At 37.5% G+C, this 25890-nt stretch carries 26 protein-coding genes and 1 pseudogene; 18 read left to right on the top strand and 9 right to left on the bottom strand.

What is annotated here, in order from left to right; translation table 11 throughout:
- The first annotated feature begins 52 nt into the window (after positions 1-52).
- Positions 53-1063: an ATP-dependent 6-phosphofructokinase gene (locus BQ7997_RS13555; RefSeq protein ID WP_073346891.1), complete on the top strand. Its 1011-nt coding sequence runs from the start codon at positions 53-55 to the stop codon at positions 1061-1063.
- Here BQ7997_RS13555 and rnc read toward each other — a convergent pair.
- The 3 genes from rnc to BQ7997_RS13540 are packed head-to-tail and all read right to left on the bottom strand — an operon-like array spanning position 1005 to position 3474.
- Entirely contained in the window at positions 1005-1994 is a 990-nt protein-coding gene (rnc, locus tag BQ7997_RS13550) for a ribonuclease III (protein ID WP_073346890.1), read from the bottom strand. The genes BQ7997_RS13555 and rnc overlap by 59 nt on opposite strands.
- Positions 1960-3222 carry a beta-ketoacyl-ACP synthase II gene (fabF, locus tag BQ7997_RS13545; RefSeq protein WP_022136931.1) on the bottom strand — a complete coding sequence of 421 codons (1263 nt, stop codon included), beginning with the start codon at positions 3220-3222 and terminating at the stop codon, positions 1960-1962. The genes rnc and fabF overlap by 35 nt, the downstream gene beginning before the upstream one ends.
- A gap of 15 nt (positions 3223-3237) precedes the next feature.
- The gene (locus BQ7997_RS13540; RefSeq protein ID WP_002558672.1) at positions 3238-3474 is read right to left on the bottom strand and encodes an acyl carrier protein; all 237 of its coding nucleotides are present in this window, start codon (positions 3472-3474) and stop codon (positions 3238-3240) included.
- Positions 3475-3572: 98 nt separating this feature from the next.
- Between BQ7997_RS13540 and purN the strand changes: the two genes are divergently transcribed.
- Positions 3573-4196: a phosphoribosylglycinamide formyltransferase gene (gene purN / locus BQ7997_RS13535; protein WP_073346889.1), complete on the top strand. Its 624-nt coding sequence runs from the start codon at positions 3573-3575 to the stop codon at positions 4194-4196.
- On the opposite strand, the gene pdxB is transcribed toward purN, so the two are convergent.
- Entirely contained in the window at positions 4193-5233 is a 1041-nt protein-coding gene (pdxB, locus tag BQ7997_RS13530; RefSeq protein WP_073346888.1) for a 4-phosphoerythronate dehydrogenase PdxB, read from the bottom strand. The two genes, purN and pdxB, sit on opposite strands and share 4 nt — an antisense overlap.
- 117 nt (positions 5234-5350) lie before the next feature.
- On the opposite strand from pdxB, the gene BQ7997_RS13525 reads away from it, so the two are divergent.
- Together BQ7997_RS13525 and BQ7997_RS13520 are read left to right on the top strand one after the other, a co-directional pair.
- Positions 5351-5956, top strand: a complete 606-nt coding sequence (locus BQ7997_RS13525) for a DUF4254 domain-containing protein (RefSeq protein ID WP_073346887.1) — start codon at positions 5351-5353, stop codon at positions 5954-5956.
- Positions 5957-5959: 3 nt separating this feature from the next.
- Complete coding sequence (locus BQ7997_RS13520) at positions 5960-6991, top strand: glycosyltransferase family 9 protein (RefSeq protein ID WP_073346886.1); 1032 nt, start codon at positions 5960-5962, stop codon at positions 6989-6991.
- Here the strand turns inward: BQ7997_RS13520 and BQ7997_RS13515 are convergent.
- On the bottom strand, positions 6981-7841 hold the full coding sequence (locus tag BQ7997_RS13515; RefSeq protein WP_073346885.1) for a LicD family protein: 861 nt from the start codon (positions 7839-7841) through the stop codon (positions 6981-6983). The genes BQ7997_RS13520 and BQ7997_RS13515 overlap by 11 nt on opposite strands.
- A 248-nt stretch (positions 7842-8089) precedes the next feature.
- Here BQ7997_RS13515 and glf point away from each other — a divergent pair, with 248 nt between their 5' ends.
- The 14 genes from glf (at position 8090) to BQ7997_RS13445 (ending at position 21842) form a co-directional block, all read left to right on the top strand.
- A complete protein-coding gene (gene glf / locus BQ7997_RS13510; RefSeq protein WP_073346884.1) occupies positions 8090-9199 on the top strand; it encodes a UDP-galactopyranose mutase in 1110 nt (369 codons plus the stop codon).
- 4 nt (positions 9200-9203) lie between these two features.
- Entirely contained in the window at positions 9204-10241 is a 1038-nt protein-coding gene (locus tag BQ7997_RS13505) for a glycosyltransferase (protein ID WP_073346883.1), read from the top strand.
- Between the two features lie 123 nt (positions 10242-10364).
- Positions 10365-11348, top strand: a complete 984-nt coding sequence (locus BQ7997_RS13500) for a glycosyl transferase family 90 (protein WP_073346882.1) — start codon at positions 10365-10367, stop codon at positions 11346-11348.
- Positions 11345-12088 (top strand): lipopolysaccharide kinase InaA family protein, encoded by a 744-nt coding sequence (locus tag BQ7997_RS13495; protein ID WP_073346881.1) that lies wholly within the window; start codon positions 11345-11347, stop codon positions 12086-12088. Before BQ7997_RS13500 ends, BQ7997_RS13495 begins: the two co-directional genes overlap by 4 nt.
- Before the next feature lie 5 nt (positions 12089-12093).
- Positions 12094-13146: a CDP-glycerol glycerophosphotransferase family protein gene (locus BQ7997_RS13490; protein WP_073346880.1), complete on the top strand. Its 1053-nt coding sequence runs from the start codon at positions 12094-12096 to the stop codon at positions 13144-13146.
- Between the two features lie 38 nt (positions 13147-13184).
- Positions 13185-14222: a pyridoxal-phosphate-dependent aminotransferase family protein gene (locus BQ7997_RS13485; protein WP_073346879.1), complete on the top strand. Its 1038-nt coding sequence runs from the start codon at positions 13185-13187 to the stop codon at positions 14220-14222.
- A gap of 11 nt (positions 14223-14233) precedes the next feature.
- Positions 14234-14728, top strand: coding sequence for an FAD synthase family protein (locus BQ7997_RS13480; protein WP_073346878.1), 495 nt, complete (start codon positions 14234-14236; stop codon positions 14726-14728).
- A gap of 27 nt (positions 14729-14755) precedes the next feature.
- Positions 14756-15550, top strand: a complete 795-nt coding sequence (locus tag BQ7997_RS13475) for a glycosyltransferase family 2 protein (protein WP_073346877.1) — start codon at positions 14756-14758, stop codon at positions 15548-15550.
- A gap of 12 nt (positions 15551-15562) precedes the next feature.
- Positions 15563-16546, top strand: coding sequence for a glycosyltransferase family 2 protein (locus BQ7997_RS13470; protein ID WP_073346876.1), 984 nt, complete (start codon positions 15563-15565; stop codon positions 16544-16546).
- A gap of 47 nt (positions 16547-16593) precedes the next feature.
- A complete protein-coding gene (locus BQ7997_RS13465; RefSeq protein ID WP_073346875.1) occupies positions 16594-17325 on the top strand; it encodes a glycosyltransferase family 32 protein in 732 nt (243 codons plus the stop codon).
- Complete coding sequence (locus tag BQ7997_RS13460; protein ID WP_235817293.1) at positions 17322-18236, top strand: glycosyltransferase family 8 protein; 915 nt, start codon at positions 17322-17324, stop codon at positions 18234-18236. The genes BQ7997_RS13465 and BQ7997_RS13460 overlap by 4 nt, the downstream gene beginning before the upstream one ends.
- Before the next feature lie 17 nt (positions 18237-18253).
- Complete coding sequence (locus BQ7997_RS13455) at positions 18254-19081, top strand: glycosyltransferase family A protein (RefSeq protein ID WP_073346874.1); 828 nt, start codon at positions 18254-18256, stop codon at positions 19079-19081.
- A gap of 117 nt (positions 19082-19198) precedes the next feature.
- Entirely contained in the window at positions 19199-20059 is an 861-nt protein-coding gene (locus BQ7997_RS13450; RefSeq protein ID WP_073346873.1) for a glycosyltransferase family 2 protein, read from the top strand.
- A gap of 61 nt (positions 20060-20120) precedes the next feature.
- The gene (locus BQ7997_RS13445) at positions 20121-21842 is read left to right on the top strand and encodes an LTA synthase family protein (RefSeq protein ID WP_073346872.1); all 1722 of its coding nucleotides are present in this window, start codon (positions 20121-20123) and stop codon (positions 21840-21842) included.
- Positions 21843-21926: 84 nt separating this feature from the next.
- On the opposite strand, the gene BQ7997_RS13440 is transcribed toward BQ7997_RS13445, so the two are convergent.
- The 4 genes and pseudogenes from BQ7997_RS13440 to BQ7997_RS13430 form a co-directional block, all read right to left on the bottom strand.
- Entirely contained in the window at positions 21927-22556 is a 630-nt protein-coding gene (locus BQ7997_RS13440; RefSeq protein ID WP_139260909.1) for a LicD family protein, read from the bottom strand.
- A gap of 276 nt (positions 22557-22832) precedes the next feature.
- Positions 22833-23131, bottom strand: a pseudogene (locus tag BQ7997_RS26120) (IS66 family transposase); the annotation flags it as partial.
- 487 nt (positions 23132-23618) lie between these two features.
- The gene (locus BQ7997_RS13435; RefSeq protein ID WP_073346870.1) at positions 23619-24740 is read right to left on the bottom strand and encodes an ISAs1 family transposase; all 1122 of its coding nucleotides are present in this window, start codon (positions 24738-24740) and stop codon (positions 23619-23621) included.
- Between the two features lie 327 nt (positions 24741-25067).
- Positions 25068-25679: an HU family DNA-binding protein gene (locus BQ7997_RS13430; protein ID WP_073346869.1), complete on the bottom strand. Its 612-nt coding sequence runs from the start codon at positions 25677-25679 to the stop codon at positions 25068-25070.
- Positions 25680-25890 lie beyond the last annotated feature (211 nt).

The raw sequence follows: 25890 nt of genomic DNA, 5'->3' as shown, positions 1-25890 counted from the left end.
AAAATTGACGAGTTTACCAGAATCCCCGAGTTTTTGACTAAAAAATGCGACAATGAGAATTGGAATCTTAACCTCAGGCGGGGACTGCCCCGGTATTAATGCCACCATTCGTGGCGTGTGCAAGACAGCCATCAATTATTATGGGATGGAAGTGATAGGTATTCACAGCGGCTTTCAAGGTTTGCTGACGAAGGATGTCGAGTCCTTTACAGATAAATCTCTGTCCGGCCTGCTGAATCTTGGAGGAACGATGCTGGGAACTTCCCGCGAAAAGCCCTTTAAGAAAGGAGGTGTCATCTCGGATGTTGACAAGCCGGCACTTATCCTTCAGAATATTCAGGAAATGGGCTTGGATTGTGTAGTCTGCATCGGGGGAAATGGAACACAAAAGACCGCCGCCAAATTTGCCGCAATGGGGGTGAATATCGTATCAGTCCCGAAAACCATTGACAATGACATCTGGGGAACAGATATCTCTTTCGGATTTGATTCGGCAGTAAGCATTGCCACGGATGCCATTGACCGCTTGCATTCCACTGCCAGTTCTCATAAAAGAGTGATGGTGATTGAAGTGATGGGACATAAAGCCGGTTGGATTGCTTTGTATTCCGGTATGGCAGGTGGGGGAGATGTTATCCTTGTCCCTGAAATCCCTTATAACATAAAGAATATTGGCAACACAATTCTGGATAGGCTGAAAAAAGGCAAACCTTACTCCATTGTAGTAGTGGCTGAAGGAATTCAGACAGATGGCCGTAAACGTGCTGCGGAATATATTGCACAGGAAATTGAATATGAAACCGGAATAGAGACTCGTGAAACTGTATTGGGATATATTCAGCGTGGCGGTTCGCCTACTCCTTTCGACCGTAACCTTTCCACCCGTATGGGCGGTCACGCAACGGAATTAATTGCAAATGGAGAATTCGGGCGAATGGTAGCTCTAAGAGGAGACGACATTTCATCTATCCCCCTTGAAGAAGTTGCCGGAAAACTGAAACTGGTTACGGAAGAACACGATCTGGTGATTCAGGGTCGTCGTATGGGAATTTGCTTTGGGTAGATTCCGGGGACACTTCCGCCATAGCAACTTCGCCGTCGACAGATTGGTTCTCTTCTGACATATTTTCAATTTCCATTTCAGGGTCTGCATCCGGTTCGGTTTCAGACTCATCAGCTATTGCTGTTTGCTGTTCCTTAGTCTCGTTAATGGTCGTAATGAATGTCGGATCTTTCACTTTCTTGATAGCCATCTGGGCAGCATTCTGTTGAGACTCTTTCTTGGAATACCCCGTACCTGTTCCGGCAGGAAGACCTTCTATGCGTACTTCTGTCTGAAATACAGGGTTGCTGTCCTGATCGAGGAATTGCTCTATCAGTTCAAAAGAAACCTCCATCTTGCTTTTCTGACTCCATTCGATTAGCTTGGATTTGAAGTTAACCTCTTTGCGGGATATTTTATCCAAGTCAATATACCGGTTGATGATACGTTGCTCCATAAACTGCTTGCAACGTTCATATCCCTGATCCAGATAAATAGCTCCGATAAATGCTTCAAAAGCATTTCCGTACATATAACTGTTGTGAGAAGAAGAGCGGGTAGAATACTTTATGAGCTTGTCCAACCCAATTTCGACGGCCAACTTGTTCAAAGTCTCCCGTTGTACGATCTTGGAACGCGTGTTGGTCAGGAAACCTTCCCGTTTCCCTTCAAAACGCTTGTAGACAATATCTCCTACGATGGCGTCAAGGATGGCGTCACCCAGGAACTCCAGGCGTTCGTTATTTAAAGGACGTCCTTTTTCCGAACGGAGCGAAGTAGACTTGTGCAGAAGAGCCTGCTCGTAAAGCCGGATATTACGCGGATAGAATCCGAGTATCTGATAAAAACAAAGATAAGACTCTCTGTCCTTGCGGAACAAGAGCCTTATCTTATCTATTTGGTTACGTAACACGATATTACTCAGCGTATTTCTTGAAGATAACGCACGCATTGTGACCGCCGAATCCGAATGTATTGGACAAGGCAACATTAACTTCGCGTTTCTGTGCTTTGTTGAACGTGAAATTAAGGTTATAATCGATGTTCTCGTCGTTGTCACCTTCTTCATGGTTGATAGTCGGAGGAACGATACCGTTCTTGATGGCAAGGATACTTGCAATGGATTCTACCGCACCGGCAGCACCCAACAAATGACCTGTCATTGATTTGGTTGAACTGATGTTCAACTCGAACGCATGATCGCCGAATACTTCCTTAATCGCTTTTGCTTCTGAAATATCACCCACCGGAGTAGATGTACCGTGTACATTGATATAATCTACTTCTTTCGGATCCATTTCCGCATCTTCCAGTGCATTCTTCATCACCAGTTTAGCTCCAAGACCTTCCGGATGGGAAGCTGTCAAGTGATGTGCATCTGCAGACATGCCTACACCGGCAACTTCTGCATAGATTTTTGCACCGCGTGCTTTAGCATGTTCCAACTCTTCCAGGATCAGACAACCGCCACCTTCACCCATTACGAAACCGTCACGGCTTGCGCTGAACGGACGTGAAGCCTTGGAAGCCTCGTCGTTACGGGTTGACAGAGCGTGCATAGCGTTAAAGCCACCCACACCTGCAGGGAAGATAGCTGCTTCCGAGCCACCGGACACAATTACATTTGCTTTACCCAGACGAATCAGGTTAAAGGCATCTGCAATGGCATTGGTAGAAGTAGCACATGCTGAACAAGTCGCATAATTAGGACCGTGGAAACCATACATAATAGAAATCTGTCCGGCAGCAATATCCGAAATCATCTTTGGAATGAAGAACGGATTAAACTTCGGTCCCATTTCCTGACGAGTATAGTAGTTGCCCACTTCCTCTTCAAATGTATGTATACCACCAATACCGGCGCCAAAAATAACACCGATTTTGTTCAAGTCTTCTTTTTCTGTGTCAAGCCCTGAATCTTCTACCGCTTCTTTGGCAACGGCGATGGCATACTGAGTGTATAGGTCCATCTTTCTTGCTTCCTTGCGGTCGATGTATTTTGTTGCCTCGAAGTTTTTCACTTCGCATGCGAATTGGGTCTTGAATTGCGACGCATCAAAATGAGTAATAGGTCCTGCTCCACTAACCCCGTTCACAAGGTTTTCCCAAAACTCGGGAACGCTGTTGCCAACGGGAGTAATGGCGCCAAGACCTGTTACTACCACTCTTTTTAATTCCATATTGATGAAATCGAATTACTTAGCGTGTTCTTCGATATAAGATACAGCATCACCTACAGTACCAATCTTTTCTGCTTGGTCATCAGGAATAGAGATACCGAATTCTTTTTCGAATTCCATGATAAGTTCTACAGTGTCAAGAGAATCTGCTCCCAGGTCGTTAGTGAAGCTTGCTTCGGTTGTAACTTCTGATTCTTCAACGCCTAATTTATCAACGATAATCGCTTTTACTCTTGATGCAATTTCAGACATAACTTTAAGTTTTTAATTAATAATTAGTTTTATTTCTTTAAATTTGCGGTGCAAAGGAATGAATATTTATCGTTTTGCGCAAATATTTGACTAAATAAATGCAAACTTTTGCACATTTTTCACTGTTTTGTGCATCGAATATGAGAGTTATGAAGAAAAACATCGCAATTTTCGCTTCCGGTTCCGGCTCTAATGCCGAGAATATTATCCGGTATTTCCAAAAAAACGATTCCGCTCAGGTTTCGTTGGTGCTTTCTAATAAGAGTGATGCCTATGTTTTAGAACGTGCGCATCGTCTGGGAGTGCCCTGTAACGTGTTTCCAAAGGAAGACTGGATAGCCGGAGACGAAATTCTGGCTGTTTTGCAGGAGGCTCGCATTGATTTTATCGTGCTGGCAGGCTTTCTGGTTCGTGTGCCCGATCTGCTTTTGCATGCTTATCCCGATAAAATAATAAATATACATCCGGCTCTTCTGCCTAAATACGGAGGAAAGGGGATGTATGGCACCCGTGTTCACGAAGCGGTAGTCGCTGCCGGTGAAAAAGAAAGCGGCATCACTATACATTATATTAATGAGCATTATGATGAAGGGAACACAATCTTCCAGGCGACTTGTCCCGTACTTCCGACAGATTCTCCTGATGATGTCGCCAAGAAAGTGCATGCTTTGGAATACGAGCACTTCCCACAGATGATAGAGCAAGTATTACTTATTACCTAATACTTTATTATATAAGCTTTCTCCTCTCTTCTTAAAGGATAATCTCCACGTAAGGTCTCGAATAGCTCCGGTTGACTTTTCAATCGGTCGCTGTCTTCGGACGGGTTATACATTTGAAGGAGTGCATCTTCGTGACTTTTTGCTTGAATAACAGGAGAAGCAGGTGCCGGTGCATTAATTTCATAATCTCCATCTATCTGAAAGAACTTGCAAATTGCATCCAGTGACATACGTGTTGCGTTGGCTTTCCCGTCAGCAGAATAGCCTGCAATATGAGGAGTACCAATGATAACTTTCTCCAGCAGTTCTCGATTGATTTCGGGTTCGTGCTCCCATACATCAATAATGGCATCCGAAATAGCCTGACTGCTTAAAGCATTCAAAAGGGCATCCGTTTCAATGACTTCACCCCGTGAAGTATTGATGATAACCGGCTTCCGTTTTAATGAACGAAAGAAGTTTTCGTCAGCCAAATGGAAGGTCTTATATTTCCCTTCCTTATATAAAGGTACGTGAAAAGTGATGATGTCACATTCTTCCGCTATTTTATCCAAAGAAGAGAAATTTCCTTTTCCTTCTTTCTCTTCCCGCGGTAAGTCATTCAATAGGACGCGCATGCCAAAGCTTTGGGCCACTTTAGCCACCTTGCTTCCTACATTACCTACGCCTATAATCCCGATAGTCAGTTCATCCAGTCTTTTATTCCTGACAGACTTCCATACAAGAAGCGATGATTGTATATATTGGGCGACAGAAGCGGAATTGCATCCCGGGGCGTTCGTCCATTCGATGCCTGCCTGCTTGCAATACTCCGTATCGACATGGTCGAAACCAATGGTTGCCGTAGCAATGAACTTCACCCGGCTGCCTTCCAATAATTCACGGTTGCAATGCGTGCGGGTACGGACGATAAGCGCATCCGCATCCCGTACCAATTCCGGAGTGAAATCCTTTCCCGGAGCATAGATTACCTCATCGGCTATTCCCAGAACCGCCTCTTTTATATAAGGTATTTTATTATCTATAATAATTTTCATATACAATTCATCTTTAATACCCACAAAGGTAACAAATAAAAAAGTAAGAAACGGTTGCTTGTCTGAAAAATATTACATAGATTTGCCCTATTATATACCTATAAGCTAGTTAAGATTATGACATTTAGTAACCTTTGCAACGAGATTTTTTGGAAATCTACCAATGATTACCATGTAACGGATAGTGTGGATGCGCCGATGAACAATCCTTACGAGTTGAAGTCGATAGAGTATTATTTATACCTGAAGAATTGGATTGATGCTGTTCAGTGGCATTTCGAAGATATAATCCGCGATCCCCAAATTGATCCGGTAGCAGCACTGGCATTGAAAAGAAGAATCGATAAGTCCAATCAGGATCGAACGGACTTGGTTGAATTGATTGACAGCTATTTTCTGGATAAGTATAAAGACGTAAAGCCTCTTGCAGATGCGACGATCAATACAGAAAGTCCTGCATGGGCAATCGACCGTTTGTCTATCCTTGCATTGAAAATCTACCACATGCAGCAAGAAGTGGAACGTACGGATACTACCGAAGAGCACCGTGCGCAATGTCAGACTAAGCTGAATATCCTGCTTGAACAGCGAAACGATCTTTCTTCGGCTATCGATCAGTTGTTGGCAGATATTGAAGCAGGAAATAAATACATGAAAGTTTATAAACAGATGAAGATGTATAACGACCCGGCGTTAAATCCGGTGCTTTATGCAAAGAAATAACGAATGGCGCGTATTCTCATTATCCGTTTTTCAGCTTTAGGTGATGTCGCAATGACAATACCGGTCATACATTCCCTTGCTGTGCAATATCCTCAGCACGAGATAACAGTGTTAAGCCGTGCTGTATGGCAACCCCTTTTTCAGGAATTGCCCGGCAATGTGAATTTCATAGGAGCTGATTTGACAGGTAAACATAAAGGTTTGTGGGGACTGAACTGTCTTTATTCGGAGCTGAAAGCGATGCACTTTGACTATATCGCAGATTTTCACCATGTGCTCCGTGCCAGATATTTATGCCTGCGTTTCAGGCTTGCCAATATACCGGTTGCCCATATTTGTAAGGGGCGGGCAGGCAAGAAGAAACTGGTTCGCCGACATCATAAAGTAATGGAAAATCAGAAGAGTTCTTTCCGTCGTTATGCTGATGTGCTGGAAAAGCTCGGACTTCCGGTCTTGTTGAACTTCTCTTCCATTTATGGAGAAGGCAAAGGAAACTTTGCAGAAATAGAACCGGTTACCGGCCCTAAAGAGAATCAGAAATGGATCGGTATTGCTCCCTTTGCCAAACATACGGGAAAGATTTATCCATTGGAACTGCAGGAGAAAGTGATCGCCCATTTTGCGGCTAATCCTGCGGTGAAAGTCTTTCTGTTCGGAGGCGGTAAAAGTGAACAGGAAATCTTTGATGCATGGATTGCCAAATACCCTTCTGTCGTTTCCATGATTGGCAAGTTGAATATGCGTACGGAATTGAACCTGATGAGCCATTTGGATGTGATGCTTTCAATGGATTCCGCCAATATGCATCTGGCATCATTGGTAAATATCCCGGTCGTCTCCATATGGGGTGCGACCCATCCTTATGCAGGCTTTATGGGGTGGAAACAATTGTCTGTCAATACCGTGCAACTTGATTTGTCATGTCGTCCCTGTTCAGTATATGGACAGAAGCCTTGCTGGCGGGATGATTATGCCTGCTTGTGGAAAATCAGCCCTCAACAGGTGGTAGCAAAGATTGAAGGAATTATCGAATAACCTGATTTAATGAATCTATAAATTGCTTATAGGGCAAATTAGTATTCACATATCGGTAATTGGGTTTAGGACGTTTGTTTAGAGGCGGAATCTCCATGTATTCGCCGTAGCAATACCGGAGATATGTATCGGTTTTTTCCACTCCCATTAATTCTTTCCCTTCAAATAGGATAGGGGTGGGAGTGCCATACACTTCTTTGGGTAAAATACCACGGTTAGGAAGATTGTCGTGGTCTGCAATCAAATTTGATGATTCATAATCATATTCTTTTTGTATATTGTTTAATATCTTATGTATTTTTGTTGGGGGAAATAGCATTCTGCATGTGGTAGTAAACCAACGATAAAATCCTTTTCCATGTTTTGAGGGATTGACAAAACTGTAATAAGCAACTTTCAGGTAAAAACGATACTTTTTATAATGAATCCAACGCTTTACCGGATGCGTTGTCATTCCGTCTAATGGAAAAATATCTAAAGGAATGCCTCCTATAAATGGAAAATTCCGACGCATGAGGTAAGTGGTTTGTGTATCTTGCAGCCTGGCAAAAGGGTAGGGGTAATCAGAACAGTTACTACCATGTATTAACTCATAGCCTGCAGGTAACCAAAAATGGGCGTTTTGGATGAAAGTTTCATAGTCAGTTCTTGGCATTCCTATATCTGCGTCGTCATCCCAAGGAATAAATCCTTTGTGGCGTTGAGCTCCTAAAAGGGTACCGGCAATTAAATAATAACGCAAATTATGTTTACGGCATATGTCGTCTATAATAAAAAGGATATTTTTTAGTCTCAATTGTATTGCTTGAACATCCTGAATGTTTATTGTAGATGTAGTAGGAGTCTTCATATATTATATCATTTTTAGTGACTTAAGTAAAATAACACTGCAAACTTACATAATTTTTTTTAAATTTATTCCGATTGTATCAAAAATGAGATTCTCTTTCTGATTTACCTTTTATATATGGTATTCGTTTTTGTTATTGGGGGATTATTTTAAGATTTGATGATTTTTTACAGGGAATGGCAAAATAAATAAGTCTAGCGTTGGTTACTAGCGCAGTTTTATTATTTTTGCAGATTCAAATGTAATGTATGAAAGAATATGATTATTTAATAGTAGGTGCTGGGTTATTTGCATCAGTATTTGCTCGTCAGGCTATGAATGCAGGTAAACGTTGTCTTGTTATCGATAAACGTAGGCACACGGGTGGAAATATTTATTGTGAAGAAATTGATGGAATTCATGTGCATTTATATGGCGCTCATATTTTTCATACGGATAATAAAGATGTTTGGGATTATTTGAATCAGTTCGTTTCTTTTAATCGCTATACCAATTCTCCGTTGGCAAACTATGAAGGCAAACTATATAACCTTCCTTTTAATATGAATACCTTTAATAAGCTTTGGGGTGTAAACACTCCGCAGGAAGCTAGGGAGAAAATTGAAGAACAGCGTAATAAGTATGCACATATTCAAACTCCGGCTAATCTCGAGGAGCAAGCTTTGAAGCTTTGTGGAGAAGATATATACCGGAAACTGATAAAAGGCTATACAGAAAAACAATGGGGACGTCCAGTAACGGAGCTACCGGCATTTATAATAAAAAGGCTTCCTTTCCGTTTTGTTTATGACAATAATTATTTTAATGACGAATACCAAGGAATTCCTAAAGGAGGCTATAATACATTGATTGAGAAGCTACTCGACGGGGCTGATGTGCGCTTAAATACAAATTATTTTTCTGTTCGTAAAGTCTTGGAAGCTTTAGCTGATAAAGTTCTATTTACCGGATGTATTGATGAATTTTATGATTTTCGTTTCGGACGATTAGAATACCGAAGTCTTTGTTTTAAGCATGAACGTTTAAAAATAGATAATTATCAGGGTAATGCAGTAATTAATTACTGTGAAAAAGAAATACCATATACTCGCATTATTGAACATAAACATTTTGAATTTGGTAAGCAACCGCATACAGTGATTACTTATGAGTACCCCGTGACGTTTACTTCAGCAAATGACCCCTATTATCCTGTAAATGATGAGAAGAATACGCGATTGTATGAAGAGTATAAAAAGTTGGCTCTTCATACTTCTGGAGTGTTGTTTGGCGGACGTTTAGCTCAATATTCTTATTTTGATATGGATGATACAGTTGCTGCTGCGTTGGCTTTAGCAAAGGAAGAACTTAAATTGTAAAAATATGATTTGTTATTTATCTAGAAATTATAAAGGTGTCGATAGTGCTGGCAATAAAGCAAAAACTGATGTCGAACAAATAATGGAAGCTCATGGCTTTCGAAATGTCGGATTGGAGCAAACACGATATACAAATGTGATACTAGCCTTTTGTGTAACCTTGTTTAGTGTTCTGAAAAGCGTTTTTTGTTTATCGAAGGGAGATGTCGTAATATTGCAATATCCTTTGAAGAAGTACTATACTTTTGTTTGTAATATTGTTCATTGGCGTGGAGGAAAGGTGATTACATTAATTCATGATCTTGGTAGCTTTCGTAGTAAGAGGTTGACGATTTCACAGGAAATATCGAGACTGAATCATTCGGATTGTATTATTGTACATAGTGAGGCTATGAAACTCTGGTTAATCGAAAATGGCATAAAAGCAAAATTACAGATATTGGAGGTTTTTGATTATTTGTCAGAAAGTCAGCCTATGGGTAAAGATGTAATACCTACACAGCCATTTCGTGTTCTGTTTGCTGGCGTCTTATCTTCTTGTCACAATGATTTTTTATATAAAATGGCAGATATTACGTCTCGTACTTATGAATTAGTATTTTATGGTGGTGGCTTTGAGGTCGAGAGATTAAATACAAACGTGGATTATAAAGGATTTGTATCATCCGACAAGTTAATTGCGTCAGCGGAAGGAGATTTTGGCCTGGTGTGGTACGGACCGACTTTGGAGGGTGGAGGGGGACCTTTAGGAGAATATTTACAATATAATGCTCCTCATAAATTGTCACTTTATATTCGTTGTGGGCTTCCGGTCATAATATGGAATAAAGCGGCTTTGGCACCTTTTGTAGAGAAAAATAATATAGGGGTATGTATTTCTTCTTTAGCAGAAGTTGAGGAGATTCTTGCTGGGATGGATATAAATGAATATATGCAGATGAAAAGAAATGTGTTAGAAGTTGGGGAAAAACTTTCTGATGGTTTTTACTTCTTAAAATCCGTTCAAGAGGCGTGTCAGGATTTAAATGTTGATTTTGGATGAATTTATCGTTAGAAAGTTAATGAAATGATTGTCTATATGGAATAATATATATAATTTTGCCACATTGTTTTATGTAATTGTTTGCTGTAAATAAAATATTACAAATGGCTGTGCGTAACTAAAATGAAAAATAAATTCTTATATAAGCTGTGTAGCGGGAAAAATCCTAAATTTATTTATTATGGAGTGAATATGTTTAGGCTTTTGGTACCTAAATTTTTTTTTCAGATTAGATTGCATCATAAATTGGCATTGTCAACTTCCCGAAAAGATTGGTCATATATCCAGCAACGTGTACAATATTACAATAAATTGTGTGGAAATGTAGCTTTACCTTCCTCTTTTCCTAAACTTGCAGAACATAAAATGGGTAAACAAAAAGTCTATTTCTTTGATACTTATCAATATACACGTTGGTTTTCAGATACCTTTCGATGGGGATTTTGCCCGGGCGATGTGACATATGTTCCGGAATACCCTTCAATTGTGAAGAGCCGTCCGTTGGTAGATAATAATGAAAATTCTGTTCTTCTGAAATTAGATAAGGTTCGTCATTTTATATTTGTAAATGATAAAAAAACTTTTGCAGAAAAGAAAAATGGGGTTATTTTTCGTGGTAAAGTGAAAGGAAAACAGTCCCGTAGAAAATTTATGGAAATGTATTTTCATCATCCTATGTGTGATTTAGGCGATGTGAGTAAAAACACTACGGATCCGGTTGAGTGGCAGACGGAAAAGAAAACAATTCGTGAACATCTGGATTATAAGTTTATTATGGCTCTTGAAGGGAATGACGTGGCCAGCAACTTAAAATGGGTTATGTCTTCAAATTCTATCGCTGTGATGCCACGACCGACGTGTGAAACTTGGTTTATGGAGGGAACATTGATTCCCGATTACCATTATATTGAAATAAAACCTGATTTCTCAAACCTGGAAGAAAGGGTAAATTATTATATAAATCATATTGATGAGGCACAAAAAATAATTGACCATGCTCATGAGTATGTCGCTCAGTTTAAAAATAGCGCGCGAGAAGCATTAATATCCCTTTTGGTTTTGGATAAGTATTTTAGAGTAACGGGACAGATAAAAGATGAGTTATGAAAATAGTAGTAAACCCTACATACGAGCATTTACGTGAATTTATAGAAAACATTCCAAATACCTTTGAAAAGAAAGGGCGGATTATTTATTCTGGTCGAAATCTGATTAAAGTGATAGAGGTAGATGGTGTAGAGATTAATGTGAAGCGTTATGGGGTTCCGGCATTTGTTAATCGTGTGGTTTATTCTTTTTTTCGTGATCCAAAGGGAAGACGTGCCTTTGAATACCCTCAAATGTTGCTTGAAAAGGGATTTGAGACGCCGGTCCCCATCGCATATGTTGAAGAAAGGAGATTCGGGTTGATCACTCATTCCTATTTTATTAGTATGCAATCTCCCTATCGACGGAATTTTTATGAATTTGGCAATGTGGATGTGAGCCATTGTAGGGATGTGATTGTTTCTTTTGCACGTTATACGGCAAATTTACATCAAGCAGGTATTTTGCATCGTGATTACTCCCCCGGGAATATTTTATTTGATTATATTGACGGAGAGTATCATTTTATGTTAGTAGATATAAATCGAATGACTTTCGGTAAAATTAGTGTTGAAATGGGTTGTGCCAATTTTGCCCGTTTATGGGGACAAAAAGCTTTTTTTGTTCTACTTGCCAAAGAATATGCGCAGGCACGTTGTGCAGATGAATCGTATTGTGTGGAGCGTGTTTTAGAATGTCGTAGAAAATTTTGGACTTATTTTGCCAAGAAGCACGTAGTGAAGTATAATTTGGAACTGTAGGACTTATGCGTATAGTACTGTTTTGTGAAAATAAATATGCTATTGATATATTATATCCGATTTATCAAGAAGCAATAAAGTCGGCAGAGAACCAATTATTATGGTATGTTCATTTGCTGAAGATTCCCATATTTTCATTACGAGAGGAAGTAAATTATACAAGTGATATGCAGACAGTATATGATTTCTCTCCTGAGGCGATATTTGTTCCTGGTAATATTGTGCCTTATTATTTGCCTGGAGTGAAGATACAGGTTTTTCATGGCTATGCTGCTGAGAAGAAAGATCATTGGGTTATCCGTCGATATTTTGATACATATTTCACGCAAGGGCCGTTTTTTACTAAAAAATTCAAAGAATTATCTGTAAAATATGGTGATTTTGAGGTTGTAGAGACCGGATGGCCAAAGCAAGACTGGATTAAATCCCATTGGCATGATTTTGATCGAGAACGTGAAGAACTGTTGAAAAAGCATGGGAAAAAGCAAATTGTGTTATATGCACCTACGTTTTCACCATCTTTAACATCTATCCCTGCATTAAAAGAAGCTTTACTGCATTTAGTAAAGATGAGGGATATTGTCTTGCTATTAAAATTTCATCCATTGACTCGTGGAGAATGGGTTGATGAATATAAGAAATTGGCAGAGCAAGAAGAACATATTGTGTGGGAAGATGGTTTTAATGTCACTAAATATCAGTTGATGGCTGATGTGATGATTAGTGATACTTCTTCTACTGTGTATGAATTTCTGCTGCTAGGGCGTCCGGTTATAACTTATCGCACAATTGCGAAAGAGATTTATTGGACAAATATTACGGAGGTTGGCCAGTTGTTGGAGGCATTTGACCATACTTTGTATGATGAAGAAAATATAGCAAGGCGGCGTTGGATCGTGGATAACTATGACCCTTATTTGGATGGTATGGTTTGTAAACGAATGCTGGTTGCTGCCGCAGATTACATTCATCGACACGGTGTACCAGAGAAGCGTAAGTTGAATTTGTGGAGAAGATACACTAGTATTAAAAGATTTGGTAGAATAAAAAAGAGGTGAAGGATAGAAAGATGTTGAATAATTTAATTAAGTAAACTATGAAGTCATATGTTTTTCCGGGAAATATAGAAGACTCAATCCTCCAAATTGGAGGTAAGCCTTTTCCTTATATGCGTACAGAGCAATTTTCTGAACTTGTGAAAGATTCAGAGAAAATGCTTTTGGATTTGATGCACTGTCCGGGTGGTCGTGTTATTTTTTATACGGCTTCAGGAACAGGTGCTATGGATGCTGTAGTAGCGAATTATGTTTCTCAATTCAAGAAAGCTTTCATTATAGCTGGTGGCTCTTTTGGTTATCGTTGGAAAAATCTTTGTGAGTATTACCATTGTCCGAATGAAGTATTTGCGGTACCTTTCGCTCAGGATATTGATTATGTGCAATTGGAAGAGGCTGTTGCGGCCTCACGTCCTGATGTTTTTTTGTGTCAGCATCATGAAACATCTACGGGGCAGCTCTATAATATAGAGAGAATCTCAGAGATTTGTAAAAGGTATAGTGTTTCTTTGGTTGTAGATGCCATCAGCTCTTTCCTTTCTGACGAATTGGATATGGAAGCATTTGGGATTGATGTTTGTATTACTAGTAGTCAGAAAGGGTTAAATATAGCTCCAGGATTGTCTTTCCTGTTTTTATCCCCCAAAATACTCGCGACTACTTTTGCGCACAAATCCTATTATTTCGATTTCGCGGAAAACCTAAAGAATCTTGAACGTGGTCAGACGCCTTATAGCCCAGCCACAACTATATTTCTTCAGTTGCATGCTCGTTTGAAGATGGATATATCCCTTGGTGTCCGGCAAATAATAGCTTCCGTACGTGCAAGAGCTCTTTATTTTCGTGAGTTGTGCAAACAGAATTGTTGGGAAATGCCAGTAGAAGTACCTTCCAATTGTATAACAGGATTTTTTGTAAGAAGAAACGGAGATATTCTTTTTAGAGAGTTATTAAAACAAGATATCTATATTATGCCCGGAGGCACTCCCGGTTATTTTCGTGTGTCCCATCTTGGTGTTCAAACCACAGAGGATTTGGATGATTTGGCTAATCGCATTAAAGATATTGAGAACCGTTAAATCTATATAATATGGAAAAAAAGAAGGTAAGAGTATTTACATCAGGCAGTTTTGATTTGTTTCATATCGGGCATCTCAATATTTTGGAGCGGTCGGCTGCATTGGGCGATGAACTTATAGTGGGTGTAAGTACAGATGAGCTCATACAACATTATAAAGGAATGCCGCCGATTATTCCTTTTGAACAACGGATACGGATTGTATCCTCTCTTAAATGCGTTACCAAAGTAGTTAAGCAGGTAAAGTTGACGGAAGTTGCGCAGTTAAAAGAAGAAGATATAGATATTGTAACGATAGGTGATGATTGGGAAAATAAATATTTGGAAGGATTGGAATGGATGAAACAGCAACCAGGAAAGAAAGTGGTGTATTTTCCATATACTCAGGGTGTTAGTACGACAAATATTAAGAAGAGAATTATAGAGAGTACAAATGAGATTATTGCTGCTGCATTGCAGCGTGAGGCTGAGCTAGATTATAACTGGCCGGAAGATGAAAAAAAATAATGAAAGTTTAATTTAAATCTTAATGAAATGTTAGTCTCATTATTGATATCCACATATAATTGGAAAGAGGCATTGTCTCTTTGTCTTTATAGTGCTTTTGCTCAAACGGTGAAACCTTATGAGATTCTGGTTGCAGATGACGGTTCCCGTGATGATACAAGGCAACTTATAGAGAAGATGAGAAAAAAGACCGATATTCCGATTGTGCATATATGGCATGAAGATAAAGGTTTCCGTCTCTCTGCTATTCGCAACCGTTCTATAGAAAAGGCCAAGGGGGATTACATTATTCAGATTGATGGAGACATAATTTTGGATAGGAATTTCATTTCTGACCACTTGGAATTGGCGGAAAAGGGCTATTTTGTTTGTGGTAGCCGTGTGCTTTTAGGAAAAATGTATACCACTCGTCTTTTGAGGGGAGTGGAAAGGTATCCTGCCACGTTCAAACAAGATTTAAGGTTTATGTTAAATGGTTTTCGCTCCCGTATCCTTCGTCATTACTTGGCAGAACGATATGCCAGGCATAGTATGCTGAGCATAAGGGGATGTAATATGGCTTTTTGGAAAGGAGATTTGCTGCGAGTAAATGGATATAATGAGGCACTAGAGATGTGGGGACAGGAAGATGTGGAAATCTCTTATCGATTGATTCATGCAGGTGTTCAGAAAAAGCAATTGAAGATGGGGGGGGTGCAATTTCATCTTTATCATAATTTTGCTTCTAGGGAAAACTTGGAATATCATGAGAAAGTGTTGCAAAAGGTTATAGACGAAAAGGCTATTTGGTGTGAGAATGGGATACTAAAAAGAAATTCCTAATTTTAATTATTAATGAAAGTACCTCTAATAAGTGTAATTGTTCCAGTTTATAATGTTGAACAGTATTTGCACCAATGTTTGGAATCTATTATTGGACAAACCTATAAGAATCTGGAGATAATTTTGATAGATGATGGCTCTACGGATAATTCTCCAAGAATTTGCGATGATTTTGCGGCTAAAGATAATAGGATAGTGGTTATACACCAGCATAATGCAGGCTTAAGTAGCGCTCGTAATGTAGGCTTGGATATGATGACGGGCGATTATGTTAGTTTTGTGGATAGTGATGATTGGATTGAGAAAGATATGTTTTCCACATTATTAACAGTCTTGGAAGGAGAAGAAGATGCCGAAATTGTAGTTTGTTCGTATTATTGGGTACGTGGAGATCGTTGTTTGCCTATTGATAATTCAGGAAGAAAAGTTATTTATACAAGAGAAAATGCATTGAAAGAGCTGTTTCGTGATAAAATAATAAGGAACTATGTTTGCGATAAATTCTATAAGCGAGAGCTCTTTAATGATATAAGGTTTCCTGTAGGTCGATTTTATGAAGACATAGCGGTCACATATAAGCTTTTTGACAAGATTAATAAACTTATTTTAGTAGGTATTCCTAAATATTATTATCGAATTCATGAAAATAGTATTGTTGCCAAGGAAAATCCGATGAAAGGATACCATTTCTTTTTAGGAATGTATGAACAGGCTTGTTTCGGGATAAGAGAGAATTTGTTTGCTAAAGGATACTCTACTATTGTTAAAACAGGTGTACATTTGATTAATCATATTATTGCTTTAGATTATTCATGTGATGCAGATGAAGTCTTGAAGAATACCTTGCTTATATTACATAAGTATGATACTTATGGGGTTAGAGAATTAGGAGTTGGTGTTAGTTTTAGACGCTATCTGATTTATCATTTTTTTACACCATATTGTTGGTGCTATAAACTATATAGAAAAATGTTTAAGCGTAGAGGTAGGGGGTAATGTGAAAATAGTAGTATAATATATAGATAAATTAATATAGAATAGATATGATACCTAAAATTATTCATTACTGTTGGTTGAGTGGCGACCCTTTTCCGAAGGACGTTCAAGCTTGTATAGATACTTGGAAGATACATCTCCCTGATTATGAGTTTAAGTTATGGGATCTCTCATGTTTTGATATTGAGTCCTCTCGGTGGGTTAAAGAGGCTTATATGTTTCGTAAATATGCATTTGCTGCTGATTATATCCGAATCTATGCTTTGTATAACTATGGGGGTATTTATTTGGACAGTGATGTAGAAGTTCTAAAGTCATATAACGATTTGTTACATCTTCCTTATTTTATAGGCCGTGAAAGAACAGACGAGGAAGGGGAGGTTGCAATAGAGGCGGCTACTTTGGGTTTTGAGAAAGGGCATCCATTGTTGAAAGATATATTAAGCTACTATGACAGGCGGAAATTTCATCTTAAAGGAAGGAAATTCGATGTTCGTACTCTTCCATACATAATGTTAATACATATTCAAAAGAACTATATGTGGAAGAGGGTTAAGTCTGTTGATGATTTTGATTATGATGAGTCTATAATCTCTCTTCTTCCGGAAGACTATTTTAGCCCTAAGACTTGGTGGAATCAAGATTTAAAAGTAACGTCTAATACATATTCAATTCATCATTTTGCTGGTGAATGGAAGAAGAAAAAGAGATGGGCTGATCGAATGCGAGCTTGGCGTTTTCGTTTTTTGGGTTTGTTTATGGACAAATATAAAGTATGATGAATATAGTTTGTTCTATAGATAATAATTATGTACAACATTGTTGCGTTATGTTGCTCTCTTTTTTTGAAAATAATAAGGGGAGTAATCATAGTGTTTATTTGTTGACAGAAGGACTTGCTGAAGAGAATAAAAAATGCATTCAGAATTTGGTAGAATCATATAATGGAAGCTTTTTCTACTATCTTGTTGACAATAAGGCACTCACTTTATTCCCGATTCGGGTGGAAGACCACTTAACTATTGCAACATATTATCGTTTGTTGATGGCCGATATTCTTCCTGTGTATTTAGATAAGGTTATATATTTGGATTGTGATATTGTTATTAATGATTCTGTTCAAGAATTGTGGGATACTTCATTGGATGGGTATGCTTTAGCAGCGGTTGAAGAGCTGGGATGTTCACTGCCAGATGTGTATGAACGGCTTGGGTATGATGAAAAATATGGCTATTTTAATGCGGGAGTGTTGCTTGTAAATCTTGCGTATTGGAGGGAGTTTTCTTTAACGAAACATTTTTTTGAATATGTCGTCGGGAATTCCATAAAATTGAAATCACATGATCAGGATGTTTTGAATGCTTTGTTGCATGATAAGTGTTTACATATTCCTTATAAATGGAATGTTGAAGAAGCTTTCTATCATTATTCGGTAATAAAAAGATTAAAGTTTAATTCAGAATTATCGTTTGTTTTACGTCATCCTAATGTTTTGCATTACACGTGGAAACCTAAGCCTTGGGAACCTTCTTGTAAGCATCCATTTAGAATAAATTATTTTATTTATTTGCAGAAATTAGGAAAATCGACTTTTACGTTTACAGAAAGATTGATAGCTTCTATAGATAAATATATTTTTTGTTTTTTGCTAAGAATAAAAATGAAAGGGCACCAATATTACAAACTATGATTCTAATAATCTGAAGCATGGAAAATAATAAAATAATATCTGTTGTAATTCCTTGTTATAATCAAGCGGAATTTTTGCCGGAGACTTTAGACTCTTTAATTGCTCAGGATTATAGAGATTGGGAAGGTATTATTGTAAATGACGGTTCTTTAGACAATACAGAAGAAGTGGCTCTGACATATTTAAAGAAAGATCGTCGTTTAAAATATATAAAGAAAGAAAATGGTGGACTTTCATCTGCCCGAAATTGTGGAATAGAACACGCTTCGGGGGAATTTATTCTGCCATTAGATTCTGATGATATTATAAAACCTGAATATCTTTCCAAGGCTATTGAAGCTTTTGAAAGAGAACCGCGATTAAAATTAGTTTATTGTTTGGGCTATTGTTTTGGTGTTGTTACAGAATTGTGGGATCTTGTTTATAAAGACTATACTTCTTTGTTGTTGCAGAATTCTATCTTTTGCTCTGCTATTTATCGAAAAAAAGACTGGCAACAAATAGGTGGATATGATGAGTTGATGAAAAAAGGTTTTGAAGATTGGGAATTTTTTATTCGTCTTCTAGATGATGATAGCTTGGTTTATCAAATACCTATTCCTCTTTTCTATTATAGAACCAAAGAAGTTTCTATGGTTACAGCTACTCGTGTAAAAGATGTTCGTTTAGCTTTAGAGGATTATATCTATATGAAACATCGTGATAAATATGAATCACATTTCGGTGGGTTGTTTGATGTGCATCGTGAGATGGTTAAGTTGAAAAGAAAAAACGATAGATATAAGAATAAATGGTATCGTCGTTTCTTTTATAAATATGTCAAATATTATTTGAGGAAGATTTAGGGTTTTAATGATGGAAATAATGCGATAATTGAAAAATGATGGAATTGTAAATACGGTTTTATTGTGTATGAATTGTTATATATTAAGGATAAATAGTTGAATATAGATTAAGAGAATATGCCACGGCTGACTATAATAACGATTAATAAGAATGATGCTGAAGGTTTGAAGAGAACCTTGAGAAGTATCTGGGAGAAGCAAACATTTGATGATTTGGAACACATTGTTATTGATGGAGCTTCGACTGATAATAGTATTGATGTTATAAGAAAGTACGAACGGAATTTGGCCTATTGGATATCAGAACCAGATGGAGGCGTCTATAATGCTATGAATAAAGGCATCGTTAAATCTAGAGGTGATTATTTGCTGTTCTTGAACTCTGGTGATTGGCTGGAAGATGATGTTTTGGCGCGTGTATTTAAAGACGATTTTTCTGAAGATATTGTTTATGCTGATTTATATTATTATCGTAAAGCTAATGATGTAGAGCTTGGTTCCTATCCTGATAAATTAACTCTTCCGTTTATATTTACTCATTCTTTAGGACATCCATCCACTTTCATAAAACGGGAACTGTTTAAAGATATGTTATATGATGAGAAATATAAAATAATATCTGATTGGACGTTTTTTGTGAAGCAGATTCTACTATATAGCCGCTCGACAAAACACTTAAATGTTGCAGTCTCATATTTTAATGTTTATGGGATAAGTTCTGATCCTAAGAATAAGGATTTAATTTCGCGAGAACAGTCTGATTTTTTTGGAAATGAGTTTCCCCATCATATTAGTGAGTTTTATCAAGAATATACTTTGCTTCGAGAAAAGGCCGGAATTCAAGAACAGGCGTTGGATATAATGTCAAAACATAAGATTCAACAATTGCTGGATTCTGTTTGGATTCAGAGAAAGGCACGACAGTATATAAAATTTTTGTTTTGGTTGAGACGAATATTTAAATTGAACGTATTTTAGGATTGTTTTATATGAGATTTTAACCTCTTATGGTTTAGATTATGCAAACAAAAAATGTACTATGTTAGAGAAGCGATTGTGTTTTTATTTATTATTTACTTTGTGCTTTTTTATTTCTTTAGGGCAACTTTGTCATATACTAGATATTTATGGTTCTAATGATTGGATAGCTCAAGTATGTCGGTTAGGTGATGCGATGTTATTATCACTTCCTTTGTTGTGCCGAAAAAGAACAATAATGTTATTTTATTTATTATTTATGAGTTTCTTTCTTTTGTCTATAGTATGGTATTTTCGTACTTATTCAACGATCATGCCATTAAGTTCTTATTTGCTATTTGTAAACTTGAAAGGGCTCGGGGGAAGTATCGTTGCCCTGATGAGATGGGAAGATTTTCGCGTTGTTATATCATTTTGGTTAGTGTTTGTTTTTTATTGCTTGGTAGATAGGAAATATCAGAATATAGGTCAGGAAAGAATAAAAGGAATTGTCGTGGTTTCTCTTATTGGATTGGTGGGTGTATTGGTGGTTATACCTTACTGTCCTAATGGGCGTTCTGTGGAGAAACAGCCTATGTATATATATCCGCTTGATGCAGCAGAGGGATTTAAGGAATTTGGATTGATTAATTATTGGATTTATCAGTTTTCATTGTTTCATGGTGTTTCCGATGAAGAAAAAATATATGCGGATAAATTTATAAAAAGAAATATTTGTGAAGGAAAGGTAAGTGTTTGTGATTCAACAGCTCATAAATATAAGAATTTGATTCTTATATTAGTCGAATCTTTTCAAAGTTGGCCTATTGGTTTGAAAGTTAATGGGATTGAAGTCACCCCATATATAAATAGTCTGGTGGATAGAGACGATTGCCTTTATTTCTCCAATATGGTGCCACAAGTTAAAGATGGGCGTTCTAGTGATGCCCAACTTATTATTAATACAGGGCTTTTGCCGTTAAGAGTTGGAGCTGCCTCTAGTCTATGTTCTACAAATACATTTCCTTCTCTCCCGAAAGCCTTAAAAGAGAAAGGTTATTGTACTGTTTCTTTTGTTTGTGATGGAGCAAATTATTGGAATCAGGGAATAATGTCTTCTGCTTATGGATTTGATCATCTTTATGACCGTATGAAACTCAATGCTGCGTGGAAAGCAGCAGATGCGGTTTTATTTGAGCGAAGTATTCCGTTATTGAAGTCATTAAAGAAGCCTTTCTATGCTCAGATTGTAACAATTGCAAGTCATAGTCCATATAATAAACCTCTTCTTCCTAATACTCCATTACTGTGTCACAAATTTAGAAGTGAGGAGGTTAAATATTATTTGATTGCCTTGCAATATGTTGATTGTTGTATTAATAATTTTGTAAATAATTTGAAGAAGGAAGGCTTGTATGATGATAGCATTATAGTTATCACTGGTGATCATGAACAAATCTCTTTGAATATGTATGAGGGACGTAAACAGGTCAAATGTGAAGATTATTTTATACCTTTTATTGTCTTGAATACTTCTTTTAGTTCTAAATTTTCAGATAAGGTAATAGGACAGATGGATGTTTATCCTTCTTTATTGGATTTAATGGGTTGTTCTGGCTATTTTTGGAAAGGTTTGGGAGAAAGTGTTTTTGGGGATACGATCAGTGATTTTGCTACTTATCGTACCGGTATAGTTGCAGGTGATGGGGCTGTTTCGGACTCAGTGAAAGAATATAGAAAAGAGTGTTGGAAGATTTCAGATATTCTTCTCCGGATGGATTATTTTAAAAAAAGAATAAAATAAACTTTTGTAAATTCTAACTTTATTCTTTCAGTGAGTTGTTTATTATTGTAGATTATGTTGTGTGTTTATATTACGCAATGATTTCTATTTTATGATTTTGTATATAGGTCTAAATAAGAATCTCTTGTGTTGTTCCAAATAAGTTCCTCTTTTGTCTTCGTCATTTGATGGTGAGTTACTAATTGGAGTTTTCCAATCTTTACCATACCAAAATTCAAGTAGCTTTATGCTGTGGTTGGGAATTTTAAAAGTTTCACCTAAAAAATACATCTTTTTAGTACAACGAAAATATTTTCGAGGTATGATGTGGTAAAGATATCTTACGTAAAAAGGACTTATCAAGCCTCTTAGCTTGTTTACAATATACACGTCGATGTATACATTGTCTCTAATAAATGAATAAATTACATTCTTTTCATATCGACATAGTTTTAGTCCTATTTTAGATAATTCTGGAATAGCTTCTACTAACTTTTCTTCTTCAAATGTACAAGTGTCGATGTCAATATCATGTTTGATGAAATCTTGTTCACGAATAGCTCCTAATAAGGTTCCATGCATGAGTAAAAATTTGATATTTTTCTTGTCTAAGACCCCTTTGAAATCTAATAGATTCTGTTTTGCAATAGAACTGTCTATTATGCTAGAATTTTCATATGTGAGATCAATTTCATCAAAATGAAAAGGCTGATTTTTTATTATTATTTGTCCCATATTAATTTTTGTATTATGAAATGAATGCAAAGGTATATAATATATTTCATTTTCCAAATAAAATGTACTTTCGCGAACTTTTCAAGATTGGCGTGAACTTTAGCGCTGATACGAGAAATATAGAGAAGTGGTTGGTCGAAAATTAACTGTAAGCGATTGGTCAACTCTGTATTGTTAGCAATAATAAAACCCTGAGAGTCTCTAGTTTTATGTGGAGATTCTCCCTTTATCTGGTGGATTTTGATGATTTCGTAGTATTCGTGGATTTGATGGATTTCAAAGTGGTCCTGCTGCTTTCAATTTATCAGGAAGCAAATTTGCTATATCCTTGGTGTAGTTTTCATCATAATCATGAACATAGCCCAAGAAGTAAATCATCCATGTTCTGAAGTCTACACCGGCAGCTTTGCAGTATACTATAAATAATAGCCGTGTTTTCTGCCGTATTATTATTTTGACAGAATAAATATTTTTTCCACTGCAACGGGGCTTGCCGCATTTTCAATCCCATTATTATCAGTATTATATCTACTATCCAAATGATAACGGGATAACTTGTTGAGGCGGTTGTAAGTTTCAAACTAGACCATAATAAGGTAAGCCAAACGTACGTCCAATATTTCTTAATATTCGTTTTGAACGCAAAGATTGGAACGTTGAACGATAATTTATAGACGCAGTTGACCGATTCTTACGATTAAATCTCTATTTTATAAGGAGACTAAAAGCGTTATAAATGAACAATATCAAGCACGGCCCAAACATTTTTTTACCATGGGTGAGGGAGCCTATGAGGATCTTGTTGATAAATCTAAGTAGGGGGGGATTTTGTTATCTGCTGTTTACGGACAGCATTTTCTCTCATTTTTTTGCTGTTTGCAAACAGCAAATGGTTGCATTTGTATCTTCTAATACTAAAATGTAACAAATTATGGATTTTTGTTTGCTAAACAAGATCGTTTGTTGTCGCTGACATCGATTGGGATAATAAGGATATTGATGTATAAGATCAATTGGGATCAGGGCGAACGCTCAATAAGTATTACATCTTATTATCATTTTCTATATTCTTTCAATACCAATGACTTTATCTCTTATTTTCTCATCCCATCCACATGCCTTCCTCTTTCCTGCCATTCCCAGTTTGATATCACTCTGTTTCAATAGCATGAGTGCTAACTTTGATATGGCAGAAAAGTTGATGGCAGCATTTCCTGTTTTCCTGTCATCGTCTTCCCTGAATCCTATATCAAGTACCCAATGCAGGTTATTTTCAACCTCCCAGTGCGATCTGACGGATTTGAGTATGATTACCGGACCTGGGTCCAATGATGATATATAATACCTTGTTTCCATGACCGCTTCTTTATTTCCCATTTTTCTAATAGAATTTATCATTGCCAATGTCTTGATTCCTGTCCACCCTTTGAGAAAATATTGAAGATATTTAGCGCTTATGCATACACACTCCCTGTATTCACTTCTTCCATGCCCTTTGTTTTCCTCAAAGTACCTTTTGGCGTGACATAAATAGTATCTCGATTCCTCACTAAGATTAAATTCTATTAGCTCTCTGAGTGTTTCGTGATTATCTTTGGCACATAAAATATAGTCAGCCTTGTTTTCTATGATTAGCTTAGTGATTGATTTCTGACAGCCTATAGCATCAATGGTTATGATACAATTCTCGAGAACCAGTGTCTTTATTAGCTCGGGAATAGCTTTTATTTCATTCGATTTTTCTTCTACTTTTTTTTGACCGAGACAAATACCGTTGGATACAGACCAGGCACTGACCATATAGAGTTTGCTTCTCACCCCATTTTTTGAGTTACGCATTTTATCGGGATTATCACAAATGGCTTTCCCGTCAATGGCTATCACTTCGGGAATTTTCTGGCAGATGTCATCAACCCACAACCTGAAACATTCTTCAAACCAGTCGATATCCAATATGGAAAAGAAACGGCACAAGGTATCATGAGAAGGAATAGAAACCAAACCCGGAAGACGGGTCTTGAAATAGGATTCATGCGTCTTGCCGAATGTTTCTATTTCGTTCCACGTATCAGCTCCGCAGATAACAGAGACTAGGGCTATGAACACTATTTCGTTAGACTGATATATTTTATTTTTGGCATCTCGTACATCAGGAATAATAGCTGAAAAGGCTTGAATGGTCATATTACGGTAGGGATTAAGTATAGTAAATATGCAAATGTAATGAATTATATTCACACAGGGAAAAGGGAAAGAAGATATTAAAAATAAAAGAAAGGGACTGTGTTTTTAGGGAAAGATACAAGACTAATGAAGATGTAATACTTATTGAGCGTTCCCCCTGGAATTGGGATAGCAGGGAAGTCCTCTCTAGCGCGTATTTCGATTTTCATTTCTCATATTCTCATCGATCCGTTATAAGTAACAGATAACTAATGTAATAGACAATGAGAAATACTTTTGTAAATAGGTATTTCTCATTGTTTTTCCGCAAAATGACGCTGATTTTGCTTATTTCTCATAGTGTCCCGGTCCCGCTACATAAATAGGCTGTGTAGGTTTCCCGATATTTTGCAACTTGCCTTCTGCTTTCAATCTACGTATTTGTCGGCTGGCCATGCTTTGGGTGAAGCAACAAAGTGACTGCATGTTGCTGCGGGTCAGTACGGGATGCGTTGCAAAATATTCCGTGAGTTTCCGGTCGATTTCTTCTTCTGTGAGAGAGGCGGAATGCGGTTTGTATTTCGAACGTCGCAGGTGTGTGGCCATGCATGAACTTTTTAAATCCCTGTCAGCCTGGAAACTGATGGATTTTAGTTTTACTTTGTCCGCGCGGGTGGTAAGCGAGTGTATGGGTTCGGTAGCTTGCAGCGTGATTTGAAAATAGCCGATTCCATCCAGATGTACCCTTTCTCCTTCGCGCAGATGGTTGCTCATGCATCTGCTCAGTTCCATTAGCATGGCTTCTACTTCCGCTTTTCCGAAAGTAGTTGCCATGTGGATTTCTCTTGCTAGTCTTTGGGTGGTGACATGCTGGAAATTAACCACTCTGGGGTGGTAACTTGGTTCTTCCCCTTCTTTTTCCGGTTGGGGATTCTTGTAAAATTCGAATTGTATTGCCATTGCTGTTCTAATTTAATGGTGGTTTATATGTTATGTTACTGATGTTGGCGTTTTATCTTGCCTACATTATTTTATTTTCTTACCGGCATCTCTATCGTTCCACTCCAGTGGATAGAACCTTGCACTCTAGTAGACATAACTTTTTACTGTAGTGAACAGTCCTGTGCACTACAGTGGAACGGTTGGGATGTTCCTTCAAAGATACGACAAT

Source organism: Bacteroides congonensis (assembly GCF_900130125.1).
GTDB classification, from domain to species: Bacteria; Bacteroidota; Bacteroidia; order Bacteroidales; family Bacteroidaceae; genus Bacteroides; species Bacteroides congonensis.
Note: the sequence above shows the minus strand (reverse complement) of the source record. Positions and strands in the feature narration are given on the sequence as shown.